Here is an 18831-nt window from a genome sequence, read left to right as displayed (position 1 = left end):
GAGCGTCGTCCGTTCGGTGACCGTCCCCAGCGTGATGACCGTGGTCCGCGCCAGTTCGACCGTCAGGACCGTGGGGAGCGTCGTCCGTTCCAGCGCGACGACCGCGGCCCGAGCCGCTTCGACCGCCACGAGCGGCCCGAGGCACGCGAGGAGCGTCCCCGCCCGCACAACGCCGGCGACCTGCGCGTCTCGAACCGCCCGGACCGCGAGCGGTCGCCGGAGATCGACCCGGATGTGACCGGGCGCGAGCTCGACCGGGGGACCTTCGGCCAGCTCCGCACGCTCGAGGGCAACAACAGCGAGTGGGTCGCGAAGCACCTGGTCATGGCAGGTCGTCTGATCGACGACGACCCCGAGGCTGCGTTCCAGCATGCCCTCGCCGCCAGCCGGCGCGGAGGACGCATCGGCGCCGTCCGCGAGGCCGTCGGCATGACGGCCTACGCCGCGGGCCGCTACGACGACGCGCTCCGCGAGTTCCGCACGTTCCGCCGGATCACCGGCTCGAGCATCCACCTGGCCCACATGGCGGACTGCGAGCGTGGCCTCGGCCGTCCCGAGAAGGCCCTCGAGCTTGCCCACTCGGACGAGCGGAACATGCTCGACAACGCCAACAAGGCCGAGCTCGCCATCGTCGCCTCCGGGGCGCGCTCGGACATGGGCGACCACGCGGGCGCCGTCGCAGAGCTCGAGATCCCGCAGCTGGACATCAACCGGGCGTTCTCCTTCAGCCCGCGCCTCTTCGAGGCGTACGCCGACGCACTCTCCGCCGCGGGACGCGCGTCGGAGGCGTCCAAGTGGTACCGCCAGATCGGTGTCGCCGAGAAGGCGCTCGGCGTCGGCGAGTACGAGGAGCCCGAGATCGTCGACCTCGGCTGGGACGAGGAGGAGCAGCGCCGCGAAGACGAGGAGCGCCGCGCCAAGTCGGCCGCCGCCTCGCCGCGGGACGACCTCGCCGACGAGCACGAGGGCGAGACCGCGGACGACGCCGGCCGCGCGCCGTCGGACGAGGGCGGCAACGAGGAGACGGGCCTGGCGGAGGACGAGATCGGGATCCACGAGACCGACGCCGCAGCGGAGCCCACCAAGGACGCCGCCAGCGAGGCCGCAGTCGCGGACGAGCAGGTGCCGGGCAGCGAGGACGACCGGGCGTAGCATGGCCGAGCTCATCGAGGCCTTCGATGCGGTCCTGTCCGACCTCGACGGGGTCGTCTACGCCGGCCCGCACGCCATCCCGGGCGCCATCGAGGCGCTGCAGGCGCTCGCCCCACGTGGGGTCCGGCTGGGCTACGTGACGAACAACGCCTCCCGCTCCCCGGCCGAGGTGGCCGCCCACCTGCGCGAACTCGGCGCCCCCGCCGGGGACGACGACGTGGTGAGCTCGGCCCAGGCGGGTGCGTCGCTGCTCGCGCAGCAGGTGCCCGCCGGGGCCCGGGTCCTCGTGACGGGAAGCGCAGCCCTCGCCCGGGAGGTCGAGCGGCGCGGCCTGACGCCGGTGCGCTCGGCCGAGGAGGACCCGGCTGCCGTCATCCAGGGCTTCAGCCCCGACCTCGGCTGGCGGGACCTCGCCGAGGCCGCCTACGCCGTGGCCGCGGGTGCGGTGTGGATCGCGACCAACACCGACATGTCCATTCCGCAGGCACGCGGCATGGCGCCCGGCAACGGGACGCTCGTTGCCGCCGTGCGCGCGGCCACCGGCCGGGAGCCGCTCGTCGCCGGAAAGCCGGAGGCGCCCCTGTTCCTGGCGGCGGCGGAGCGGCTCGGCTCGCGCCGTCCCGTGGTGGTGGGCGATCGGCTCGACACCGACATCCTGGGCGGGAACCGTGCGGGCTTCGCGACGGCGGTGGTGCTCACCGGCGTCGACACCGAGCAGTCCATCCTCGGCGCACGCCACGCGGAGCGGCCCACCTACATCCTGCGCACGCTCGACGACCTGTTCAGGCCGTACCCCGAGCCCGTCGCGTCGGACGGGTCCTGGCACGTCGGCACCTCGTCGGCCCGCACCAACGGCGAAGTGGTCGAGGTCGCCGGCTCCCGTGAGGACCTCGACTCCTGGCGCGCGGCCTGCGCCGCATGGTGGGCGGCCCTGCCCGAGGCCGAGGAGAGGACGGCCCCCGAGCTGCGCTGGGCACACTGACGGCGCGGGGCCTGAGCCGAGCGGCCGCGGAGTCTCGCTAAGCTGGGACGCATGAGCGAGGATCCGCACATGGCCGCGACGGCGGCGCTGCCCGAGGCCCGTGCCGCCCTCGCGGCGCTGGAGGCCGCCGCCGGCCGCCCGCTCGCCGAGCAGGCAGACGCGTTCGACGCGTTCCACGCGGCACTGTCCGAGGTCCTCGACGCGGAGCCGGCGGAGTAGCGGTGGCCCGACTCGACCTCGAACTCGTGCACCGGGGCCTCGCCCGCTCGCGGACCCACGCGGCGAAGCTGATTGCCAGCGGCGCGGTGCGCGTCGCGGGCGCCGCAGCCGGCCGCCCCTCCCAGCCGGTCGACGAGCACGTGGACATCAGCGTCGCCGCGACCGAGCACGACCGCTATGTGAGCCGGGCGGGGCACAAGCTCGCCGGCGCCCTCGCCGCGTTCGGCGGCGTCGACCCGAGAGGCAGGCGCTGCCTCGACGCGGGTGCCTCGACGGGCGGCTTCACGGATGTGCTCCTGCAGGCTGGCGCGGCCGAGGTCGTGGCGGTCGACGTCGGCCACGGCCAGCTCGTCGACGCGCTCCGCCACGACGCGCGCGTCCGCGTCCACGAGGGACTCAATGTCCGCGACCTGGGGCCCGACCAGATCGGCGGCCCCGCAGCGCTCACCGTCGCAGACCTCTCCTTCATCTCCCTCACCCTCGTGGTCGCTGCCCTCGCGGCGTGCACCGAGGCCGGGGGCGACCTCGTGCTCATGGTCAAGCCCCAGTTCGAGGTGGGCCGGGAGCGGCTGGCCCGGACCGGCGTCGTCAGCTCCGACGGCGAACGACGCCGCGCGGTCGCCGCCGTCGCGGAGGCGGCGGCCCGCGAGGGGCTGGCCCTGCGTGGCCTCGCCCGGAGCCCGCTGCCGGGCCAGGACGGCAACCTCGAATACTTCCTGTGGCTCGCACGCCCCGCCGACCGCGCCGCGGGCACCGACGGCCACTCCGAACCGCCCGGGCAGGAGCCTGCAGAGTGGGTCGCCGCCCACTGGCCTGCCACCGACCCCCAGGAGGCGTCCGCGTGACCCGCCGTGTTCTGCTCCTTGCCCACTTGGGCCGCGAGGACTCGATGCTCGCCGCCCGCGAGGCCTCCGCCCAGCTGTACGGCTCGGGCCTGTCCCCGGTGATGCCCGCCGGGCAGCAGGCGCACCTCGAGGCCCGCTTCGACGGCCTCGACCACCCCACCGAGGTCCTCGGCGAGGAGGTCCAGCTCGAGGACGTCGAACTCGTCATGGTGCTCGGCGGCGACGGGACCATCCTGCGGGCGGCCGAGCTCGTGCGCCATGTCGACGTCCCGCTGCTCGGGGTCAACCTCGGGCACGTCGGATTTCTCGCCGAGAGCGAGCGGGCCGACCTGGCCCAGACCGTCCAGTGGATCGCCTCCAGGAGCTACTCCGTCGAGGAGCGCATGACGATCGACGTCACCGTGTGGCAGCACGGCACCAAGGTCGCGCACACGTGGGCGCTCAACGAGGCCGCGATCGAGAAGGCCAACCGGGAACGGATGATCGAGGTCGTCACCGAGGTCGACGGCAAGCCGCTCACCTCCTACGGCTGCGACGGGATCGTGCTCGCCACGCCGACCGGCAGCACCGCCTACGCCTTCTCGGCCGGCGGGCCGGTCGTCTGGCCCGAGGTGGAGGCCCTCCTCATCGCGCCGATCAGCGCCCACGCCCTCTTCGCCAAGCCGCTGGTCGTCTCCCCGCGCTCGACCCTCGCGGTCGAGATCCTGGGGCGCACCGACGCCGCCGCGGTGCTGTGGTGCGACGGGCGCCGCTCGGTCGACCTGCCGCCGGGCTCCCGGGTCGAGGTGACGAAGTCGCCCCTCCCGGTCCGGCTCGCGAGGATCAGCACGACGCCGTTCTCCGCGCGGCTCGTGCGCAAGTTCGAACTGCCCATCCACGGGTGGCGCGGGCCCGCGCCGGGCGCCCCGCTCGCCGAGCCCGGGCCGATGGTCCCGGAAGTCCCGCCCGTGGCCTGGGCCCAGCGCGCCGCCGGCGACGTCGGCGGCACCGATGCATCCAGCGAGGAGCACGCATGATCGAGGAACTGAGAATCCGCGACCTGGGTGTCATCACGGACGCCGCCCTGCCGCTCGGCCCGGGGCTGAGCGTCGTGACGGGCGAGACCGGCGCCGGCAAGACGATGGTGGTCACCGCGCTCGGGCTGCTGCTCGGCGGGCGTTCGGACGCCGGCGCCGTGCGCACCGGGGCGAAGTCCGCGGTCGCGGAGGCGACGGTGAAGCTCGAGCCCGGCCACGCCGCCGTCGTCCGCGCCGAAGAGGCGGGAGCGGAGGTCGAGGAGCACGACGGCGCCGCCGAACTCCTGCTGGCCCGCACCGTCGGCTCGGACGGCCGCAGCCGCGCCCACGTGGGCGGCCGGTCGGCCCCCGTGGGCACCCTCGCCGACGTCGGTTCCCAGCTCGTGGTCATCCACGGCCAGTCCGAGCAGCTGCGCCTGAAGGGACCCGCGGCCCAGCGCCGCGCGCTCGACACGTTCGCCGGCGCCCCGCTCGCGCAGACGCAGGCCGCCTACTCCGCGCTCTACGCCTCGTGGACCGCCGCCCGGCGAGAGCTCGAGGAGCTGACCTCCTCCTCGCGCGAACGGATCCGCGAGGCCGAGTCGCTGGGCGCGGCCCTCGCGGAGATCGCCGAGGTGGACCCCCAGCCGGGGGAGGACGCGGCCCTCAAGGCGGAGTCGGAACGCCTCTCCAACGCCGAGGCCCTGCGCCTGGCCGCGCAGGAGGCCCACGAGGCGATCGTCGCCGGGGACTTCAGCGAGGTGGCCGACGCGACCACCCTCGTCGACGGCGCCCGCCGCGCGCTCGAGCACGTCTCGGAGCACGACGCCGCGCTCGGCGCCTCCGCGCAGAGGCTCGCCGAGGTGGGGTATGCCCTGGCCGACATCGCCCAGGAGCTCGCCAGCTACGCGGCCTCCCTCGACGGCGAGGGGCCCGGCCGCCTCGCCGAGGTCGAGGAGCGCAGGGCCGCCCTCGGCGGCCTGACCCGCAAGTACGCCCCCACGCTCGAGGAGGTCATCGCGTGGGCCGAGGCGGGCCAGGCGCGCCTGTTCGAGCTCCAGGACGACGACGGGCGGATCGAGACCCTCACAGCCAAGATCGCCGACGACGAGGCCCGCCTGGGGGAGCTCGCCGCCGAGATGACGGCCCTCCGCCGGGCCGCGGCCGTCGAGCTCGCCGAGCGGGTCAGCGAGGAGCTCACAGCCCTCGCGATGCCGGACGCGTCCCTGCGGGTCGAGGTCGAGGAGACCGGAGAACTCGGACCGGACGGAGCGGACACGATCGCGATCCTCCTGCAGCCGCACGCCGGCGCCCCGGCGCGCGCGCTCGGGAAGGGCGCCTCGGGCGGCGAGCTCTCCCGCGTCATGCTCGCGATCGAGGTGGTCCTGGCGGCGGTGGACCCCGTCCCCACCTTCGTCTTCGACGAAGTCGACTCGGGAGTGGGCGGCCGCGCCGCGGTGGAGATCGGGCGCAGGCTCGCGATGCTCGCCCGCCACGTCCAGGTCATCGTGGTGACCCACCTGCCCCAGGTCGCGGCATTCGCGGACCGGCACATCACGGTCATCAAGACCTCGGTCGCCTCGGGCCGCTCGGCCGACGGCGTCGCGGGCGTCACCTCGAGCGACGTCCGGGTCCTCGACGACTCCGAGCGCGTCGTCGAGCTCGCGCGCATGCTCGCCGGGCAGGAGGACTCCGCCAGCGCCCGCGCGCACGCCCTCGAGCTCCTCGAGGACGCCCAGTCCTCGCGGGCGGCCGCGGCCGGCTGAGGCGTCCTGCCGCGGACGCGTCCGGGGACACGCCCGGGGGCGGGAGGCCCGCGCCGGAATCGGTGATAAGCTCGAATTCCGTGGTGCAGCGAACTCATTCCCGTTTTTCAGACTCCGCCAAGACGACCAAGCAGATCTTCGTCACCGGTGGCGTGGCCTCCTCGCTCGGGAAAGGCCTGACGGCATCCAGCCTCGGCCACCTGCTGCGCGGCCGCGGCCTCTCGGTCACGATGCAGAAGCTCGATCCCTACCTCAATGTGGACCCGGGCACGATGAACCCCTTCCAGCATGGAGAGGTCTTCGTCACCGAGGACGGCGCGGAGACCGACCTCGACATCGGCCACTACGAGCGCTTCCTCGACGAGTCCCTCGACGGCTCGGCCAACGTGACCACCGGCCAGGTGTACTCGACCGTGATCGCCAAGGAGCGCCGCGGCGAGTACCTCGGCGACACCGTCCAGGTCATCCCGCACATCACGGACGAGATCAAGCGGCGCATGCGGCTGCCCTCCGAGGGCGAGAACGCCCCGGACGTGATCATCACCGAGATCGGCGGCACGGTGGGCGACATCGAGTCCCAGCCGTTCCTCGAGGCGGCCCGTCAGGTCCGCCAGGACGTGGGCCGCACGAACGTCTTCTTCGTGCACGTCTCGCTCGTGCCCTACATCGGCCCGTCGCAGGAGCTCAAGACCAAGCCGACCCAGCACTCGGTCGCGGCCCTCCGCTCGATCGGCATCCAGCCGGAGGCCATCGTCATCCGCTCGGACCGCGCGATCCCCGACGCGATGCGGGACAAGATCGGCCGCATGTGCGACGTCGACACCGACGCCGTGATCAGCTGCCCCGATGCCCCGAGCATCTACGACATCCCGAAGGTGCTGCATGCCCAGGGCCTCGACTCGTACATCGTGCGCGCGCTGGACCTGCCCTTCAAGGACGTCGACTGGGCCAAGTGGGACCGACTGCTCGAGGTGGTCCACCACCCCGCGCACCAGGTCGAGATCGCACTCGTCGGCAAGTACATCGACCTCCCGGACGCCTACCTGTCCGTCACCGAGGCGCTGCGGGCCGGCGGCTTCGCGAACGATGCCAAGGTCAACATCCGCTGGGTCGCCTCCGACGAGTGCCAGACCCCGGCCGGCGCCAAGAAGGCGCTCGCCGGCGTGGACGCGATCCTCGTGCCCGGCGGATTCGGCATCCGCGGCCTCGAGGGCAAGCTGGGCGCGCTGACCCTCGCCCGCGAGAGCGGCCTGCCCACCCTGGGCCTGTGCCTCGGCCTGCAGTGCATGGTCATCGAGTACGCGCGCAACGTCGTGGGCCTCGAGGGCGCCTCCTCGAGCGAGTTCGAGCCCGACTCGAAGTACCCGGTCATCGCCACGATGGCCGAGCAGCTCGACATCGTCGAGGGCAAGGGCGATCTGGGCGGCACGATGCGCCTCGGCCTCTATGACGCGGTCCTCGACGAGGGCTCCGTCGTCGCGGAGACGTACGGGACCACCAAGGTCGCCGAGCGCCACCGCCACCGCTACGAGGTGAACAACGCCTACCGCGAGCAGATCGCCGCCAAGGGCCTCGTGTTCTCGGGGACCTCGCCGGACGGGAAGCTCGTCGAGTTCGCCGAGCTGCCCAAGGACGTGCACCCGTACTACGTGGCCACGCAGGCGCACCCCGAGCTCGGCTCGCGCCCCACGCGCCCGCACCCGCTCTTCGTGGGCCTCGTCAAGGCCGCACTCGAGCGCCAGGCCGGCACCGCTGCCCCGAAGGGCCGCAGCCAGGCCGCGGCCGCCGAGGCCCCCGCGGCCGCTGCGGGCAAGGGCAAGTAGCGCCATGGGCACGCACGCGCCGGGGGCACACGGCGACCCGACGTCCGGCCACCGCGCCTCGGGAGTCGAGGATGCGCTGAGCCCGCGGCGCGTGCTCTCCTCGGAGACCGTCTACCGGGGGCGCATCTGGGACGTCCGCAGCGACGCCTTCGAGCTCGCGGACGGCGCCGGCACGCTCCAGCGGGACTACATCGACCACCCCGGGGCGGTGGCCATCCTCCCCATGGACGAGGACGGCCGCATCCTGCTGCTGCGCCAGTACCGCCACCCGGTCGGGATGGACCTGTGGGAGATCCCGGCCGGCCTGCTCGACGTCGAGGGCGAGCACGCCCTCGACGCGGCCTCGCGCGAACTCGCCGAGGAAGCAGACCTGACGGCCTCCCAGTGGCACATCCTCGCCGAGTTCTTCACCTCTCCGGGGTCCTCGAGCGAGGCCATCCGGATCTTCCTCGCCCAGGGGCTGACGGAGATCCCGCACGCCGACCGGCATGAGCGGACCGACGAGGAGGCGGAGATCGAGTTCGTCTGGGTGGAGCTCGAGGACGCCGTGCAGGCCGTGCTCGCCGGCCGGCTCCACAACCCCAGCGCTGTCGTGGCAGTGCTCGCCGCGGACGCCGCGCGGCGCAGAGGATATGCCTCGCTGCGTCCCGGCGACACCCCGTGGCCGGCCCACCCGGCCCAGCGCTGACCGGCGCCGTGCAGGCTCCCGATCCCGCGCTGGCCTCACCGGCCGCCGCCCCCTCCCCGGCACCCGCGGCTGACGTCCCGCCGGCGCTCGGCCGCGCCGTCGAGGACTACCTCCGCCACCTCGCCGTCGAGCGCGGCCTCGCCGCGAACACCCTCGCCGCCTACCGGCGGGACCTCGCCCGCTACGGCGCCTACCTCGCGGGGCAGGGCGTGGGCTCGCCCCGCGGCGTCGAACGCCAGCACGTCGGGGGCTTCGCCCAGGCGCTGCGCGACGGGGCCGACGGCGGCAGCCCGCTGACCGCGCGGTCCGCGGCGAGGACCGTGGTCGCCGTGCGCGGACTGCACCGGTTCTGGGCGCTCGAGGGCACCACGGCGGACGACCCCGCGGCGGATGTCCACCCGCCGCTCGCCGGGCAGCGCCTGCCCAAGGCCATCACCGTCCACGAGGTCACCCGGATCCTCGAGGCGGCCTCGGCCGACACCCCCTCCGGCCTGCGCGACCGGGCCCTGCTCGAGTTCCTCTACGCCACCGGGGCGCGCATCAGCGAGGCCGTGGGCCTGGACGTGGACGACCTGCGGCTCGAGGCGGGCGACGGCGGTCCCGCCGTGGTGCGGCTCTTCGGCAAGGGTTCCAAGGAGCGCCTCGTGCCCATCGGCTCCTACGCCGCCCGCGCCCTCGACGCGTACATCGTCCGCGGCCGCCCGGCCCTCGTGGCGAAGGGGCGCGGCACCCCGGGCCTCTTCCTCAACGCCCGCGGGGGCCGGCTGAGCCGGCAGAGCGCGTGGACCATCCTCAAGGACGTCGCCCAGAAGGCACAGATCGACCGCGACGTCTCGCCGCACACCCTGCGGCACTCCTTCGCCACCCACCTCCTGGAGGGCGGCGCGGACGTCCGCGTCGTCCAGGAGCTGCTCGGGCACGCCTCGGTGACGACCACGCAGGTGTACACCCTCGTCACCGCGGACACGCTGCGCGAGGTCTACGCGGCAGCGCACCCGAGGGCGCGCGGATGAGCGCCGCCCGGGGGCACGGAGGCGCGGGCTGATGGGCGCGCCGGTCGCGCTGTGCTTCCTCCTGCGCGAGACGGCGGGAGGCCGGGAGGTCCTGCTCGGGCGCAAGAAGCGCGGCTTCGGCCGGGGCAAGATCGTCGGCCTCGGCGGGCATGTCGAACCGGGGGAGACCCCCGCGGAAGCCGCGGTCCGCGAGCTCGGGGAGGAGGCCGGCGTCGTGCTCGACCTCGCCGTGCTGGAGCCGGCCGGAACCGTCGACTTCCGCTTCCCCGCCCGTCCGGCCTGGGACATGGAGTGCACGATGTTCACCGCGGCCGTCTGGACCGGGGAGATCGCCGAGACCGAGGAGATCGAGCCCTCGTGGTACCCGGTGGAGGCTCTGCCGATCGAGGACATGTGGCAGGACGCCGACCACTGGCTCCCCCTGGTCCTGGGCGGCACCGTCGCCGACTTCTACGTGGAAATGGCCGAGGACAACGAGACGGTGTTCCGTTTCGCTGTCCTCGGCCCGTGATCCTGCGCGGAGGGGCTCCGCCGGGGCGGATCAGTCCAGGTGGCGCTCGTCCGGGCCGTTGTAGGCCGAGAGCGGGCGGATGAGCGAGTTGCTCTCGAGCTGCTCCATCACGTGGGCGGTCCAGCCCACGATCCGGCTGGCCACGAACAGCGGCGTGAACGTGGGGATGTCGAAGCCCATGAGGTGGTACGCAGGGCCCGTCGGGTAGTCGAGGTTGGGCTTGATGCCCTTGGCCTCGTCCATCGACTGCTCGAGGCCGTCGTAGAGGCCCAGGATCTCGGGGCGGCCGTAGAACGCGATGAGGTCGTCGAGCGCGGCCTTCATGGTCGGAACCCGCGAGTCGCCGTGCTTGTAGACGCGGTGGCCGAACCCCATGACCTTCTTCTTGGCGGCCAGGGCCTCGTCCATCCAGGCCTTGGCCCGGGTCTTGGCCTGCTCGTGCGTCTCGTCCGTCCGGATGCCGATCTCCTCGAACGTCTCCATGACGGCCTCGTTGGCCCCGCCGTGGAGCGGGCCCTTGAGGGCGCCGATGGCGGCCGTCACGGCCGAGTGGAGGTCGGAGAGCGTCGAGGTCACCACGCGCGCGGTGAAGGTCGAGGCGTTGAACGAGTGCTCGGCGTACAGGATCATCGAGACCTCGAAGGCCCGCACCACCTCGGCGGCCGCCTCCTCCCCGAAGGTCATCCACAGGAAGTTCGCGGCGTAGCCGAGGTCGTCCCGCGGCTCGACGAGGTCCTGCCCGCGGCGCCGCCGCTGGTCGTAGGCCACGACGGCCGGCATGGCGGCGAACAGCTCGACGGCCTTGGCCAGGTTCGCCGCGCGGGAGGAGTCGCCGGCCTTGGGGTCGCGGGCGCCCTGCACGCTCGCCGCGGTGCGGCACACGTCCATGGGATGGCACGTGGCCGGCAGGTCGTCGATGAGCCGCTTCAGGAGCGGGTCGAGCGCGCGGCCCGAACGCTCGTGCGCCTCGAACTCGGCCAGCTGCTCCGGCGTGGGCAGCTCGCCGTGCCACAGCAGGTAGGCGACCTCCTCGAAGCTGCACCGCGCAGCGAGCTCCTGTACCGGGTAGCCCCGGTAGAGGAGCGAGTTGGTCTCAGGGTTCACCTTCGAGATGGCGGTGTAGTCCACCACCACGCCGGCAAGGCCCTTCTTGATCTCTTCGGTGTTGGGCACCTGTGTCATCGCAGGACTCCTTCGTCAATGGCCCCGTGGCCTCAGTATCGGCCGGGAACCTGAAAGTTGAACACGCCGGTGTCGAAACGGTTGTACGCCTCGTAGTCAACCAGCTCGTAGAGGCGGGAGCGAGTCAGCATGTTCGCCACCTGGGCCTCCTGGGTGCCGTCCGCCCGGATGCTCTCCAGCGTACGTTCCGCGGCGCCCATGGCGCTGCGCAGCAGGGTCACCGGGTAGATCACGAGGTTGATCCCGACCCCGCCGAGCTCCTCCGCGGTGAACAGCCGGCTCTTGCCGAACTCGGTCATGTTCGCCAGCACCGGCACGTCCACGGCGTCTCGGATCGTCTGGAACTCCTCGAGGCTGGCCATGGCCTCGGGGAAGATCGCGTCGGCCCCCGCCTCGACGAGGGCCTTCGCGCGCTCGACGGCGGCCTCCAGGCCAGCTGCCCCCTCGCCCGTGGCCCGCACATCGGTCCGGGCCATGATGAGGAAGTTCGGATCGCGGCGCGCGTCCGCGGCGGCCCTGACGCGCTGGAGCGCGGTGTCGAGGTCCACGACCGCCTTGCCGTCGAGGTGGCCGCAGCGCTTCGGATTGACCTGGTCCTCGATGTGCATCCCGGCCAGGCCGGCGTTCTCGAGCTCCTGGACGGTGCGGGCCACGTTCATGGCCTCGCCGAATCCCGTGTCGGCGTCGACGATGGCGGGCAGGTTGGTCATCCGCGCGATCTGCCCGGCGCGGGTGGCGACCTCCGTCAGGGTCGTCAGCCCGATGTCCGGCAGGCCCAGGTCGTTGGCGAGGACCGCGCCGGAGATGTACACCCCCGGGAAGCCCTTCTCCTCGATGAGGCGCGCGGAGAGCGGGCTGAAGGCACCCGGGAACTGCTGCAGCGTGCCCGAACCGAGGATCTCGCGCAGCGTGGCGCGCTTCTGCTCGGGAGTGGTCGTCGAGTACAGCATCAGAAGAGTCCCTTCGGGGCGGAGGCGAGGTCGATCACGCCCTCCTTGGCGACGATGTTGAGCGCGTCGAGCTCGCCGGGGCCGAGTTCGGGGAGCCGCTGCACGGCGTCGAGGAAGCGCTCGATCTCCTCCGGGGCCACCGACTCGGCGGCCAGCGTCCTGAACTTGGCGATGTACTGCTCGCGGCGGAACGGGCGCGCGCCGAGCGGGTGGGCGTCCGCCACGGCGATCTCGTCCTCGATCACTGTCCCGTCGGCGAGCGTGATGACCACGGAGCCGCCGAAGGCCTTCTCCGCGATGTCGAGGGAGTGGTAGCGGCGCGTCCACTCCGGGTCCTCCTCCGTGGTGACCTTGTGCCACAGCGCCACGGTGTCGGGCCGGCCTGCGCGCTCGGGGGAGTAGGACTCCACGTGGTGCCACGTGCCGTCCTGGAGGGCCACCGCGAAGATGTAGGGGATGGAGTGGTCGAGCGTCTCGCGGGACGCCGTCGGATCGTACTTCTGGGGGTCGTTCGCGCCGGAGCCGATGACGTAGTGGGTGTGGTGGCTGGTCTTGATGAGGATGCTGGCCACGTTCTCGGGGTCGGTCACCTCGGGATGCTCGCGGTGCAGCTTGCGGGCCAGGTCGATCCACGCCTGCGCCTGGTACTCAGCGGAGTGCTCCTTGGTGTAGGTGTCGAGGATCGCCCGCTTGGCCTCGCCGCGCGCGGGGAGCGGGACCTCGTAGGCGGCGTCCGGACCGTCGAGCATCCACGCGATGACCCCGTCCTCGCCCTCGTAGATCGGCACGGGGGAGGTCTGCCCGCGCATGGCACGGTCCACGGCCTCGACCGCCATCTTGCCGGCGAACGCGGGGGCGTGCGCCTTCCAGGTGGAGATCTCGCCCTTGCGGGACTGCCGGGTCGCCGTGGTGGTGTGCAGCGCCTGGCCGACGGCCTGGAAGATGGTCTCGACGTCGAGGCCGAGCAGGGTGCCGATGCCGGCGGCCGCGGAGGGGCCGAGGTGGGCGACGTGGTCGATCTTGTGCTTGTGCAGGCTGATCGCCTTCACGAGGTCGACCTGGATCTCGTACCCGGTCGCGATGCCGCGGATCAGGTCTCGGCCGGTCGAGCCGACGTGCTGGGCGACGGCGAGGATCGGCGGGATGTTGTCTCCGGGGTGGGAGTACTCCGCCGCGAGGAACGTGTCGTGGTAGTCGAGCTCGCGCACGGCCACGCCGTTGGCCCAGGCGGCCCACTCGGGGGAGACGCGGTCGGTGATGCCGTAGAGGAGCGAGCCCTTCCCCCCGGACGACGGCGCGTGGGCCAGCGCCTGCGCGCGCGCGGCCACGATGGGGCCGCGGTTGAGCGAGGCGATCGCCACCGAGGCGTTGTCGATGATCCGGTTGACGATCATCTCGGCGACCTCGTCGGAGACCTCGACGGGGTCGGCGGCGACCGTGGCGATCTTGTGCGCGAGCTGGTCCTCGCGGGGGAGGTTCTCCTCGCTCTTGTAGACGCGGACCTTGTGCATCTCGACCATGGCTGACCTTTCGGTGGGGCTTAGGGAAGCGGGTGGGTGTTCTTGATGTGGTGCAGGCTGTTGCTGAGGTGGACGGCGGTGGCCGCCGCCGCGAGGTGGGCGTTGCCGTCGGCGATCGCCCCGGCGATGGCGGCGTGCTCGGAGGCTGCCTGCCTCAGGCGGGCGGCGTCGTCCTTCGCCAGGCGCCGCACCCGGGTGAGGTGGACGCGCAGGCCCTCGAGGGACTGCGCGAGGTAGGAGTTGGCGATGGAGTCGTCGATCGCCGCGTCGAGCTCGGCTGCGAGCGCGTAGTACTGGTGCCGCTGCGGGTCCTCGTCGTGCAGGAGGGCCGGGGCCGCGGCGAACCGGTCGCGGAGCCCGGCGAACCGCGCGTGGTCCCCCCGCAGCGCCGCGAGCGCGGCGGCCTTCGCCTCGAGCGCCTCGCGCAGCTCGAACAGCTCGTCGATGTGGGCCAGGGAGATGTCGCTGACGACGACGCCGCGCCCCCGCTGGGCCGAGGCGAGGCCCTCGGCGGTGAGGCGGGCCAGGGCCTCGCGCAGCGGTGTTCGCGAGACCCCGAGGCGTTCCGACTGCTCGACCTCGCCCAGGACGGTGCCGGGAGGCAGGCGCCATTCCACGATGTCCTCGCGCAGGGACGCATAGGCGCGGTCGCTGGCCTTCACGGCGCTCCTCCCCAGATTCGTCCAAGCCCACCTTCGATGTCTCTGTATACATTGGCAGGAAGGCATCGTGAAATCAAGGCCATTATGGGCATTAGAGAGGCTGAATGTATACACAACCCCTTGTCGTCGGTGGGGGCCTGCCCTACGCTGGCCTCATCACGAGGAAGTGAGGAGTGCTGCCATGACCCAGGCGACAGTGACACAGGGGCCGGGACCGTACGCCGAGGTGTACCGCCGGAGCCTGGAGGACCGCGAGTCCTTCTGGCTCGACGCGGCCAAGGCCATCGACTGGGTGGAGGAGCCCACGGCAGCCCTGGATGCCTCCGAGCCCCCGCTCTACCGCTGGTTCCCGGGCGGCATGCTCAACACCGCGTACAACGCGCTGGACCGCCACGTCGAGGGTGGGCGCGGAGACGCCGCCGCCCTCGTGTACGACTCGGCCGTGACCGGCGCGAAGGCCACGTTCACCTACGCACAGCTCACCGACCTCGTGGCCCGGTTCGCGGGAGCGCTGGCTGCCCGCGGCGTCGGGACCGGGGACCGCGTCGTCCTCTATATGCCCATGATCCCGGAGGCCGTCGTCGCGATGCTCGCGTGCGCGCGGCTGGGAGCCGTCCACTCGGTCGTGTTCGGCGGATTCGCTCCGCGCGAGCTCGCGGCGAGGATCAGGGATGCACGGCCCAGGCTCGTCGTGACGGCCAGCGGCGGCATCGAGCCCAACCGTCGCGTCGAATACCTCCCGGCCGTCGCAGAGGCCCTCGAGATCGCCGAGACGCCGGAGGTCCCCGTCCTCGTCAAGGTGCGCCCCGGCTTCGCGCACCAGCTCGCGGACTATCCGGGCTGGGAGGACTTCGACTCCGCCCTCCGGTCCGCCGAGCCCGCGGGATGCGTGCCCGTCGCCGCGTCCCATCCGCTCTACGTCCTCTACACCTCCGGGACCACCGGCACCCCGAAGGGCGTGCAGCGGGACAACGGCGGCCATGCTGTGGCGCTCGCCTGGACCCTGAAGAACCTGTACGGCGTGGGGCCCGGGGAGGTCATGTGGACGGCCTCGGACGTGGGCTGGGTCGTGGGCCACTCCTACATCGTCTACGGACCCCTCCTGGCCGGCGCCACGACGGTGCTGTACGAGGGCAAGCCCGTGGGCACCCCGGACGCCGGGGCGTTCTGGCGCGTGGTGGCGGACCACCGCGTCAAGGTCCTCTTCACGGCGCCCACAGCCCTGAGGGCCATCCGCCGCGCGGACCCCGAGGCCGCTCTCCTCGCCGGCTACGACCTCTCCACGCTCGAGCGGCTGTACGCCGCCGGGGAGCGCCTCGACCCCGAGACCTACCGCTGGGCCGGGGAGAAGCTGAAGGTCCCGGTGATCGACCACTGGTGGCAGACGGAGACCGGATGGGCCATCTGCGGAAGCCCGCGCGGCCTCGAGGACCTTCCGCTCAAGGCCGGGTCCCCGTCCGTGCCGATGCCCGGCTACGACCTGGACATCCTCGACGGCGCGGGGGAGCCCGTCGGAGTCGGCGAGGAGGGCAACATCGTCCTGCGCCTGCCCCTGCCGCCCGGCACCCTCACCACGCTCTGGCACAACGACGAGCGCTACATCTCCTCCTACCTCAGCGCCTTCCCCGGCAGCTACGCGACGGGCGATTCCGGCTACCGCGACGCGGACGGGTATGTGTTCGTCATGGGCCGCACCGACGACATCATCAACGTTGCGGGCCACCGTCTCTCCACGGGGGCGATCGAAGCAGTGCTCGCGGGCCATCCGGCCGTCGCCGAGTGCGCCGTGATCGGCCTGAAGGACACGCTCAAGGGCCAGCGCGCCGTGGGCTACGTGGTGCTCAAGGCGGGGGCGGAGGTGTCCGAGGAGGCGCTCGCCACCGAGCTCGTGGCCCTCGTGCGCTCGCAGATCGGCGCGGTGGCGGACTTCAAGCAGGCCCTCGTCGTCGACGCCCTGCCCAAGACGCGCTCAGGGAAGATCCTGCGCAAGACCATGCGGCAGATCGCCGATGGCGAGGAGTACACGGTGCCGTCCACGATCGAGGACCCGGAGGTGATCGAGCGCCTCGTCCCCGTCCTGCGCGGCGAGTGACCCCGCGCGGTTACCGACGGGTAACATGACGGCATGCACCTGCTCCTGCGCACCCTGATGCTCCTGGTCACCTCGCGCCGGCGGCCTCCGCTGAGCCTGTGGGGGACCTCGTCCCTGAAGCTGCGCGTCCTCCCCACGGACATCGACATCGCCCTGCACGTCAACAACGGCATGTACTTCTCGCTCATGGACCTCGGCAGGTTCGACCTCATGGTGCGCGCCGGAATGTGGGACCGCATGCGCGCTCGGGGCTGGAGCCCCGTGGTGAACCTCGAGACCATCACGTTCCGCAGGTCGCTCACGCTCTGGCAGGCCTACACCATCGAGACCAGGATCATCGGGTTCGACGAGAAGGCCATCTTCTTCGAGCAGCGCATGGTGGCCGGCGGCGAGATCTACGCGCGCGCCTACCTCGCCACCCGCCTGGTCTCGAAGTCCGGCCCGGTGGCGAACGAGGAGATCTTCGCCGAGACCGGCCGGCCGCCCGCAGACCTCGTGCTGCCCGAGTTCCTCCACCGCTGGCGCGAGGAGAACGCCCTGCCCAGCACGCGGCGCCCCGCACCGCACCTCTGGCAGCGCTAGCGTGGGGTGATGGACTTCACCACCCGGCCCGAGCTCGCCGGCACGTTCGGCATGGTCTCGGCAACCCACTGGACCGGCGCCCAGGCCGGCATGGCGATGCTCGAGCACGGGGGCAACGCGTTCGACGCCGCCGCTGCCGCCGGCTTCGCGCTCCAGGCCGCCGAGCCGCAGCAGAACGGCCCCGGCGGCGACATGACCCTCATCTTCGCCGAGCCGGGGCAGGCGCCGCGCGTCCTGAGCGCCCAGGGCCCGGCCCCCGCCTCGGCGACGCCCGCGGCGTTCCGGGCGCTCGGCCTCGGGCACGTGCCCGGCACCGGACTCCTCGCCGCGGCCATCCCTGGCTCGACCCTGGGCTGGCTCAGGCTCCTCGCCGACCACGGCACCCTCGCTCTGGCCGACGTCCTCGGGCCCGCGCTGGCGGTGGTCGAGGACGGGCTCCCCGTCTCGGCCAGGCTGGCGGCCGTCCTCGAGCGCATGGCGCCGCACTTCCGGCAGCACTGGCCCTCCTCGGCCGCGGTGTACGCCCCCGGCGGCCGGCCGCTGGCCGCCGGCAGCCTGCTGCGGAACCCCGCGCTCGCCCGCACCTGGCGCCGGCTCGTCGAGGCCGAGGTCCGGGCGGCAGCCGGCGGCGCGGGACGCGCGGAGGCGATCGACGCCGCCGTGCGCGAATGGACGACCGGGTTCGTCGCCGAGGCGATCGACGCGTTCTGCCGCACGCCGCAGCGCGACTCGAGCGGCACCGCCCACGCGGGCCTCATCACCGCCGCCGACCTGGCCGCATGGCGCCCGCACTACGAGCCGACGGTCTCCCTCGACTTCCGCGGCTGGACCGTGCACAAGTGCGGGTTCTTCAGCCAGGGGCCCGCCTTCCTGCAGCAGCTGGCGATCCTGGACGCAGTCCCCGGCTTCGGCGAGGGCACGCTCGCCCCCGGCACAGAGGGCTACCTCCACACCGTGCTCGAGGCGACCAAGCTTGCGCTCGCGGACCGGGACGCCTGGTATGGAGACGGGCCCGGCGTACCGGCAGAGGAGCTCCTCTCGCCCGGGTACGCGGCCGCCCGGGCGGCGCTCATCGGCGCGACGGCCACCCTCGAGCTCCTCCCCGGCTCCCCGGGCGGGAGGATGCCGCGCCTGCCCGACCTCGTGGTGCGGGGCGGCTTCGAGGCGGCCGGGGTGAACGGGCTGGGCGAGCCCAACGCGGTGCGCGCGCTGCAGGAGGCCACGGCCGCGGACGGCCTGCCCGCGGCCGACGGGAAGGCCCGGACCGACACCGTCCACGTCGACGTCGTGGACCGGTGGGGGAACATGGTGTCGGCGACGCCGAGCGGCGGCTGGCTCTCGAGCTCGCCGGTCATCCCCGAGCTGGGCTTCCCGCTCGGCACGCGGCTGCAGATGGCCTGGCTCGAGGAGGGACTGCCCAACACCCTGGCGCCGGGGCGCAGGCCGCGCACGACGCTTTCGCCGTCCCTCGCCACGCGCGGCGGCGAGGCGGTGCTCGCCTTCGGCTCGCCCGGCGGCGACCAGCAGGACCAGTGGCAGCCGCACTTCTTCCTCGACGTCGCCCTGCGGGGAGTCGGGCTGCAGGAGGCGATCGACGCGCCAGGGTTCCACTCCGTCCACTCGCCGTCGAGCTTCTACCCGCACGAGCACCAGCCCGGCGTTGCCCTGCTCGAGGGGCGGTTCGGTGCCGACGTCGTGGAGGGGCTGAGGCGCCGCGGCCATCGCGTGGGCGTGGCGGGGGACTGGGAGATCGGGCGGCTGTGCGCCGTGGCACGGGATCCGGCCACGGGAATCCTGCGCGCAGGGGCGAACCCGCGCGGCATGGCGGGCTACGCCGTCGGGCGCTGAC

Annotated in this window: 16 protein-coding genes and 1 pseudogene; 13 read left to right on the top strand and 4 right to left on the bottom strand. The window is 72.9% G+C overall.

Annotation, left to right across the window (positions count from 1 at the left end; all coding sequences use genetic code 11):
• The 10 genes and pseudogenes from J2W21_RS13700 to J2W21_RS13655 form a co-directional block, all read left to right on the top strand.
• A pseudogene (locus tag J2W21_RS13700) lies at positions 1-1152 on the top strand (hypothetical protein); the annotation flags it as partial.
• 1 nt (position 1153) lies between these two features.
• Positions 1154-2134, top strand: a complete 981-nt coding sequence (locus tag J2W21_RS13695) for an HAD-IIA family hydrolase (RefSeq protein ID WP_307115054.1) — start codon at positions 1154-1156, stop codon at positions 2132-2134.
• 51 nt (positions 2135-2185) lie between these two features.
• Positions 2186-2353: a hypothetical protein gene (locus J2W21_RS13690; RefSeq protein WP_307115053.1), complete on the top strand. Its 168-nt coding sequence runs from the start codon at positions 2186-2188 to the stop codon at positions 2351-2353.
• Positions 2354-2355: 2 nt separating this feature from the next.
• A complete protein-coding gene (locus J2W21_RS13685) occupies positions 2356-3198 on the top strand; it encodes a TlyA family RNA methyltransferase (protein WP_307115052.1) in 843 nt (280 codons plus the stop codon).
• Positions 3195-4214 (top strand): NAD kinase, encoded by a 1020-nt coding sequence (locus J2W21_RS13680; protein WP_307115051.1) that lies wholly within the window; start codon positions 3195-3197, stop codon positions 4212-4214. Before J2W21_RS13685 ends, J2W21_RS13680 begins: the two co-directional genes overlap by 4 nt.
• The gene (recN, locus tag J2W21_RS13675) at positions 4211-5959 is read left to right on the top strand and encodes a DNA repair protein RecN (protein WP_307115050.1); all 1749 of its coding nucleotides are present in this window, start codon (positions 4211-4213) and stop codon (positions 5957-5959) included. Before J2W21_RS13680 ends, recN begins: the two co-directional genes overlap by 4 nt.
• A gap of 62 nt (positions 5960-6021) precedes the next feature.
• Positions 6022-7782 (top strand): CTP synthase, encoded by a 1761-nt coding sequence (locus J2W21_RS13670; protein WP_307115049.1) that lies wholly within the window; start codon positions 6022-6024, stop codon positions 7780-7782.
• Between the two features lie 4 nt (positions 7783-7786).
• On the top strand, positions 7787-8470 hold the full coding sequence (locus J2W21_RS13665; protein ID WP_307115048.1) for an NUDIX domain-containing protein: 684 nt from the start codon (positions 7787-7789) through the stop codon (positions 8468-8470).
• Between the two features lie 29 nt (positions 8471-8499).
• Complete coding sequence (gene xerD, locus J2W21_RS13660; protein ID WP_307115063.1) at positions 8500-9483, top strand: site-specific tyrosine recombinase XerD; 984 nt, start codon at positions 8500-8502, stop codon at positions 9481-9483.
• 31 nt (positions 9484-9514) lie between these two features.
• A complete protein-coding gene (locus J2W21_RS13655) occupies positions 9515-9994 on the top strand; it encodes an 8-oxo-dGTP diphosphatase (RefSeq protein WP_307115047.1) in 480 nt (159 codons plus the stop codon).
• Between the two features lie 30 nt (positions 9995-10024).
• On the opposite strand, the gene J2W21_RS13650 is transcribed toward J2W21_RS13655, so the two are convergent.
• From J2W21_RS13650 to J2W21_RS13635, 4 genes are read right to left on the bottom strand one after another with little or no spacing between them, the layout of a single operon-like run.
• Complete coding sequence (locus J2W21_RS13650) at positions 10025-11176, bottom strand: bifunctional 2-methylcitrate synthase/citrate synthase (RefSeq protein ID WP_307115046.1); 1152 nt, start codon at positions 11174-11176, stop codon at positions 10025-10027.
• 32 nt (positions 11177-11208) lie between these two features.
• Complete coding sequence (gene prpB / locus J2W21_RS13645) at positions 11209-12126, bottom strand: methylisocitrate lyase (RefSeq protein ID WP_307115045.1); 918 nt, start codon at positions 12124-12126, stop codon at positions 11209-11211.
• Entirely contained in the window at positions 12126-13646 is a 1521-nt protein-coding gene (locus tag J2W21_RS13640; protein WP_307115044.1) for an MmgE/PrpD family protein, read from the bottom strand. The genes prpB and J2W21_RS13640 overlap by 1 nt, the downstream gene beginning before the upstream one ends.
• Positions 13647-13666: 20 nt before the next feature.
• A complete protein-coding gene (locus J2W21_RS13635; protein WP_307115043.1) occupies positions 13667-14308 on the bottom strand; it encodes a GntR family transcriptional regulator in 642 nt (213 codons plus the stop codon).
• A 181-nt stretch (positions 14309-14489) separates the two neighbouring features.
• Here J2W21_RS13635 and J2W21_RS13630 point away from each other — a divergent pair, with 181 nt between their 5' ends.
• Genes J2W21_RS13630 through J2W21_RS13620 form a run of 3 tightly spaced genes read left to right on the top strand, consistent with a single transcriptional unit; the run spans position 14490 to position 18830 of the window.
• Positions 14490-16400: a propionyl-CoA synthetase gene (locus J2W21_RS13630; RefSeq protein ID WP_307115042.1), complete on the top strand. Its 1911-nt coding sequence runs from the start codon at positions 14490-14492 to the stop codon at positions 16398-16400.
• Positions 16401-16433: 33 nt separating this feature from the next.
• Positions 16434-16982: an acyl-CoA thioesterase gene (locus tag J2W21_RS13625; protein WP_307115041.1), complete on the top strand. Its 549-nt coding sequence runs from the start codon at positions 16434-16436 to the stop codon at positions 16980-16982.
• A gap of 9 nt (positions 16983-16991) precedes the next feature.
• The gene (locus J2W21_RS13620; protein ID WP_307115040.1) at positions 16992-18830 is read left to right on the top strand and encodes a gamma-glutamyltransferase family protein; all 1839 of its coding nucleotides are present in this window, start codon (positions 16992-16994) and stop codon (positions 18828-18830) included.
• The last annotated feature ends 1 nt before the right edge of the window (position 18831 follow it).

The organism is Sinomonas atrocyanea (assembly GCF_030811715.1).
Lineage (GTDB): Bacteria > Actinomycetota > Actinomycetes > Actinomycetales > Micrococcaceae > Sinomonas > Sinomonas atrocyanea_A.
This window is presented reverse-complemented; position numbering and strand designations above follow the sequence as displayed.

Bases quoted from the DNA above. Each gene is read 5' to 3' on its own strand.
- J2W21_RS13695 (WP_307115054.1), top strand. From the start codon at position 1,154: ATGGCCGAGCTCATCGAGGCCTTCGATGCGGTCCTGTCCGACCTCGAC.
- J2W21_RS13650 (WP_307115046.1), bottom strand. From the start codon at position 11,176: ATGACACAGGTGCCCAACACCGAAGAGATCAAGAAGGGCCTTGCCGGC.
- J2W21_RS13640 (WP_307115044.1), bottom strand. From the start codon at position 13,646: ATGGTCGAGATGCACAAGGTCCGCGTCTACAAGAGCGAGGAGAACCTC.
- J2W21_RS13620 (WP_307115040.1), top strand. From the start codon at position 16,992: ATGGACTTCACCACCCGGCCCGAGCTCGCCGGCACGTTCGGCATGGTC.
- J2W21_RS13665 (WP_307115048.1), top strand. From the start codon at position 7,787: ATGGGCACGCACGCGCCGGGGGCACACGGCGACCCGACGTCCGGCCAC.
- J2W21_RS13625 (WP_307115041.1), top strand. From the start codon at position 16,434: ATGCACCTGCTCCTGCGCACCCTGATGCTCCTGGTCACCTCGCGCCGG.
- prpB (WP_307115045.1), bottom strand. From the start codon at position 12,126: ATGCTGTACTCGACGACCACTCCCGAGCAGAAGCGCGCCACGCTGCGC.
- J2W21_RS13630 (WP_307115042.1), top strand. From the start codon at position 14,490: ATGACCCAGGCGACAGTGACACAGGGGCCGGGACCGTACGCCGAGGTG.
- J2W21_RS13690 (WP_307115053.1), top strand. From the start codon at position 2,186: ATGAGCGAGGATCCGCACATGGCCGCGACGGCGGCGCTGCCCGAGGCC.
- J2W21_RS13655 (WP_307115047.1), top strand. From the start codon at position 9,515: ATGGGCGCGCCGGTCGCGCTGTGCTTCCTCCTGCGCGAGACGGCGGGA.
- recN (WP_307115050.1), top strand. From the start codon at position 4,211: ATGATCGAGGAACTGAGAATCCGCGACCTGGGTGTCATCACGGACGCC.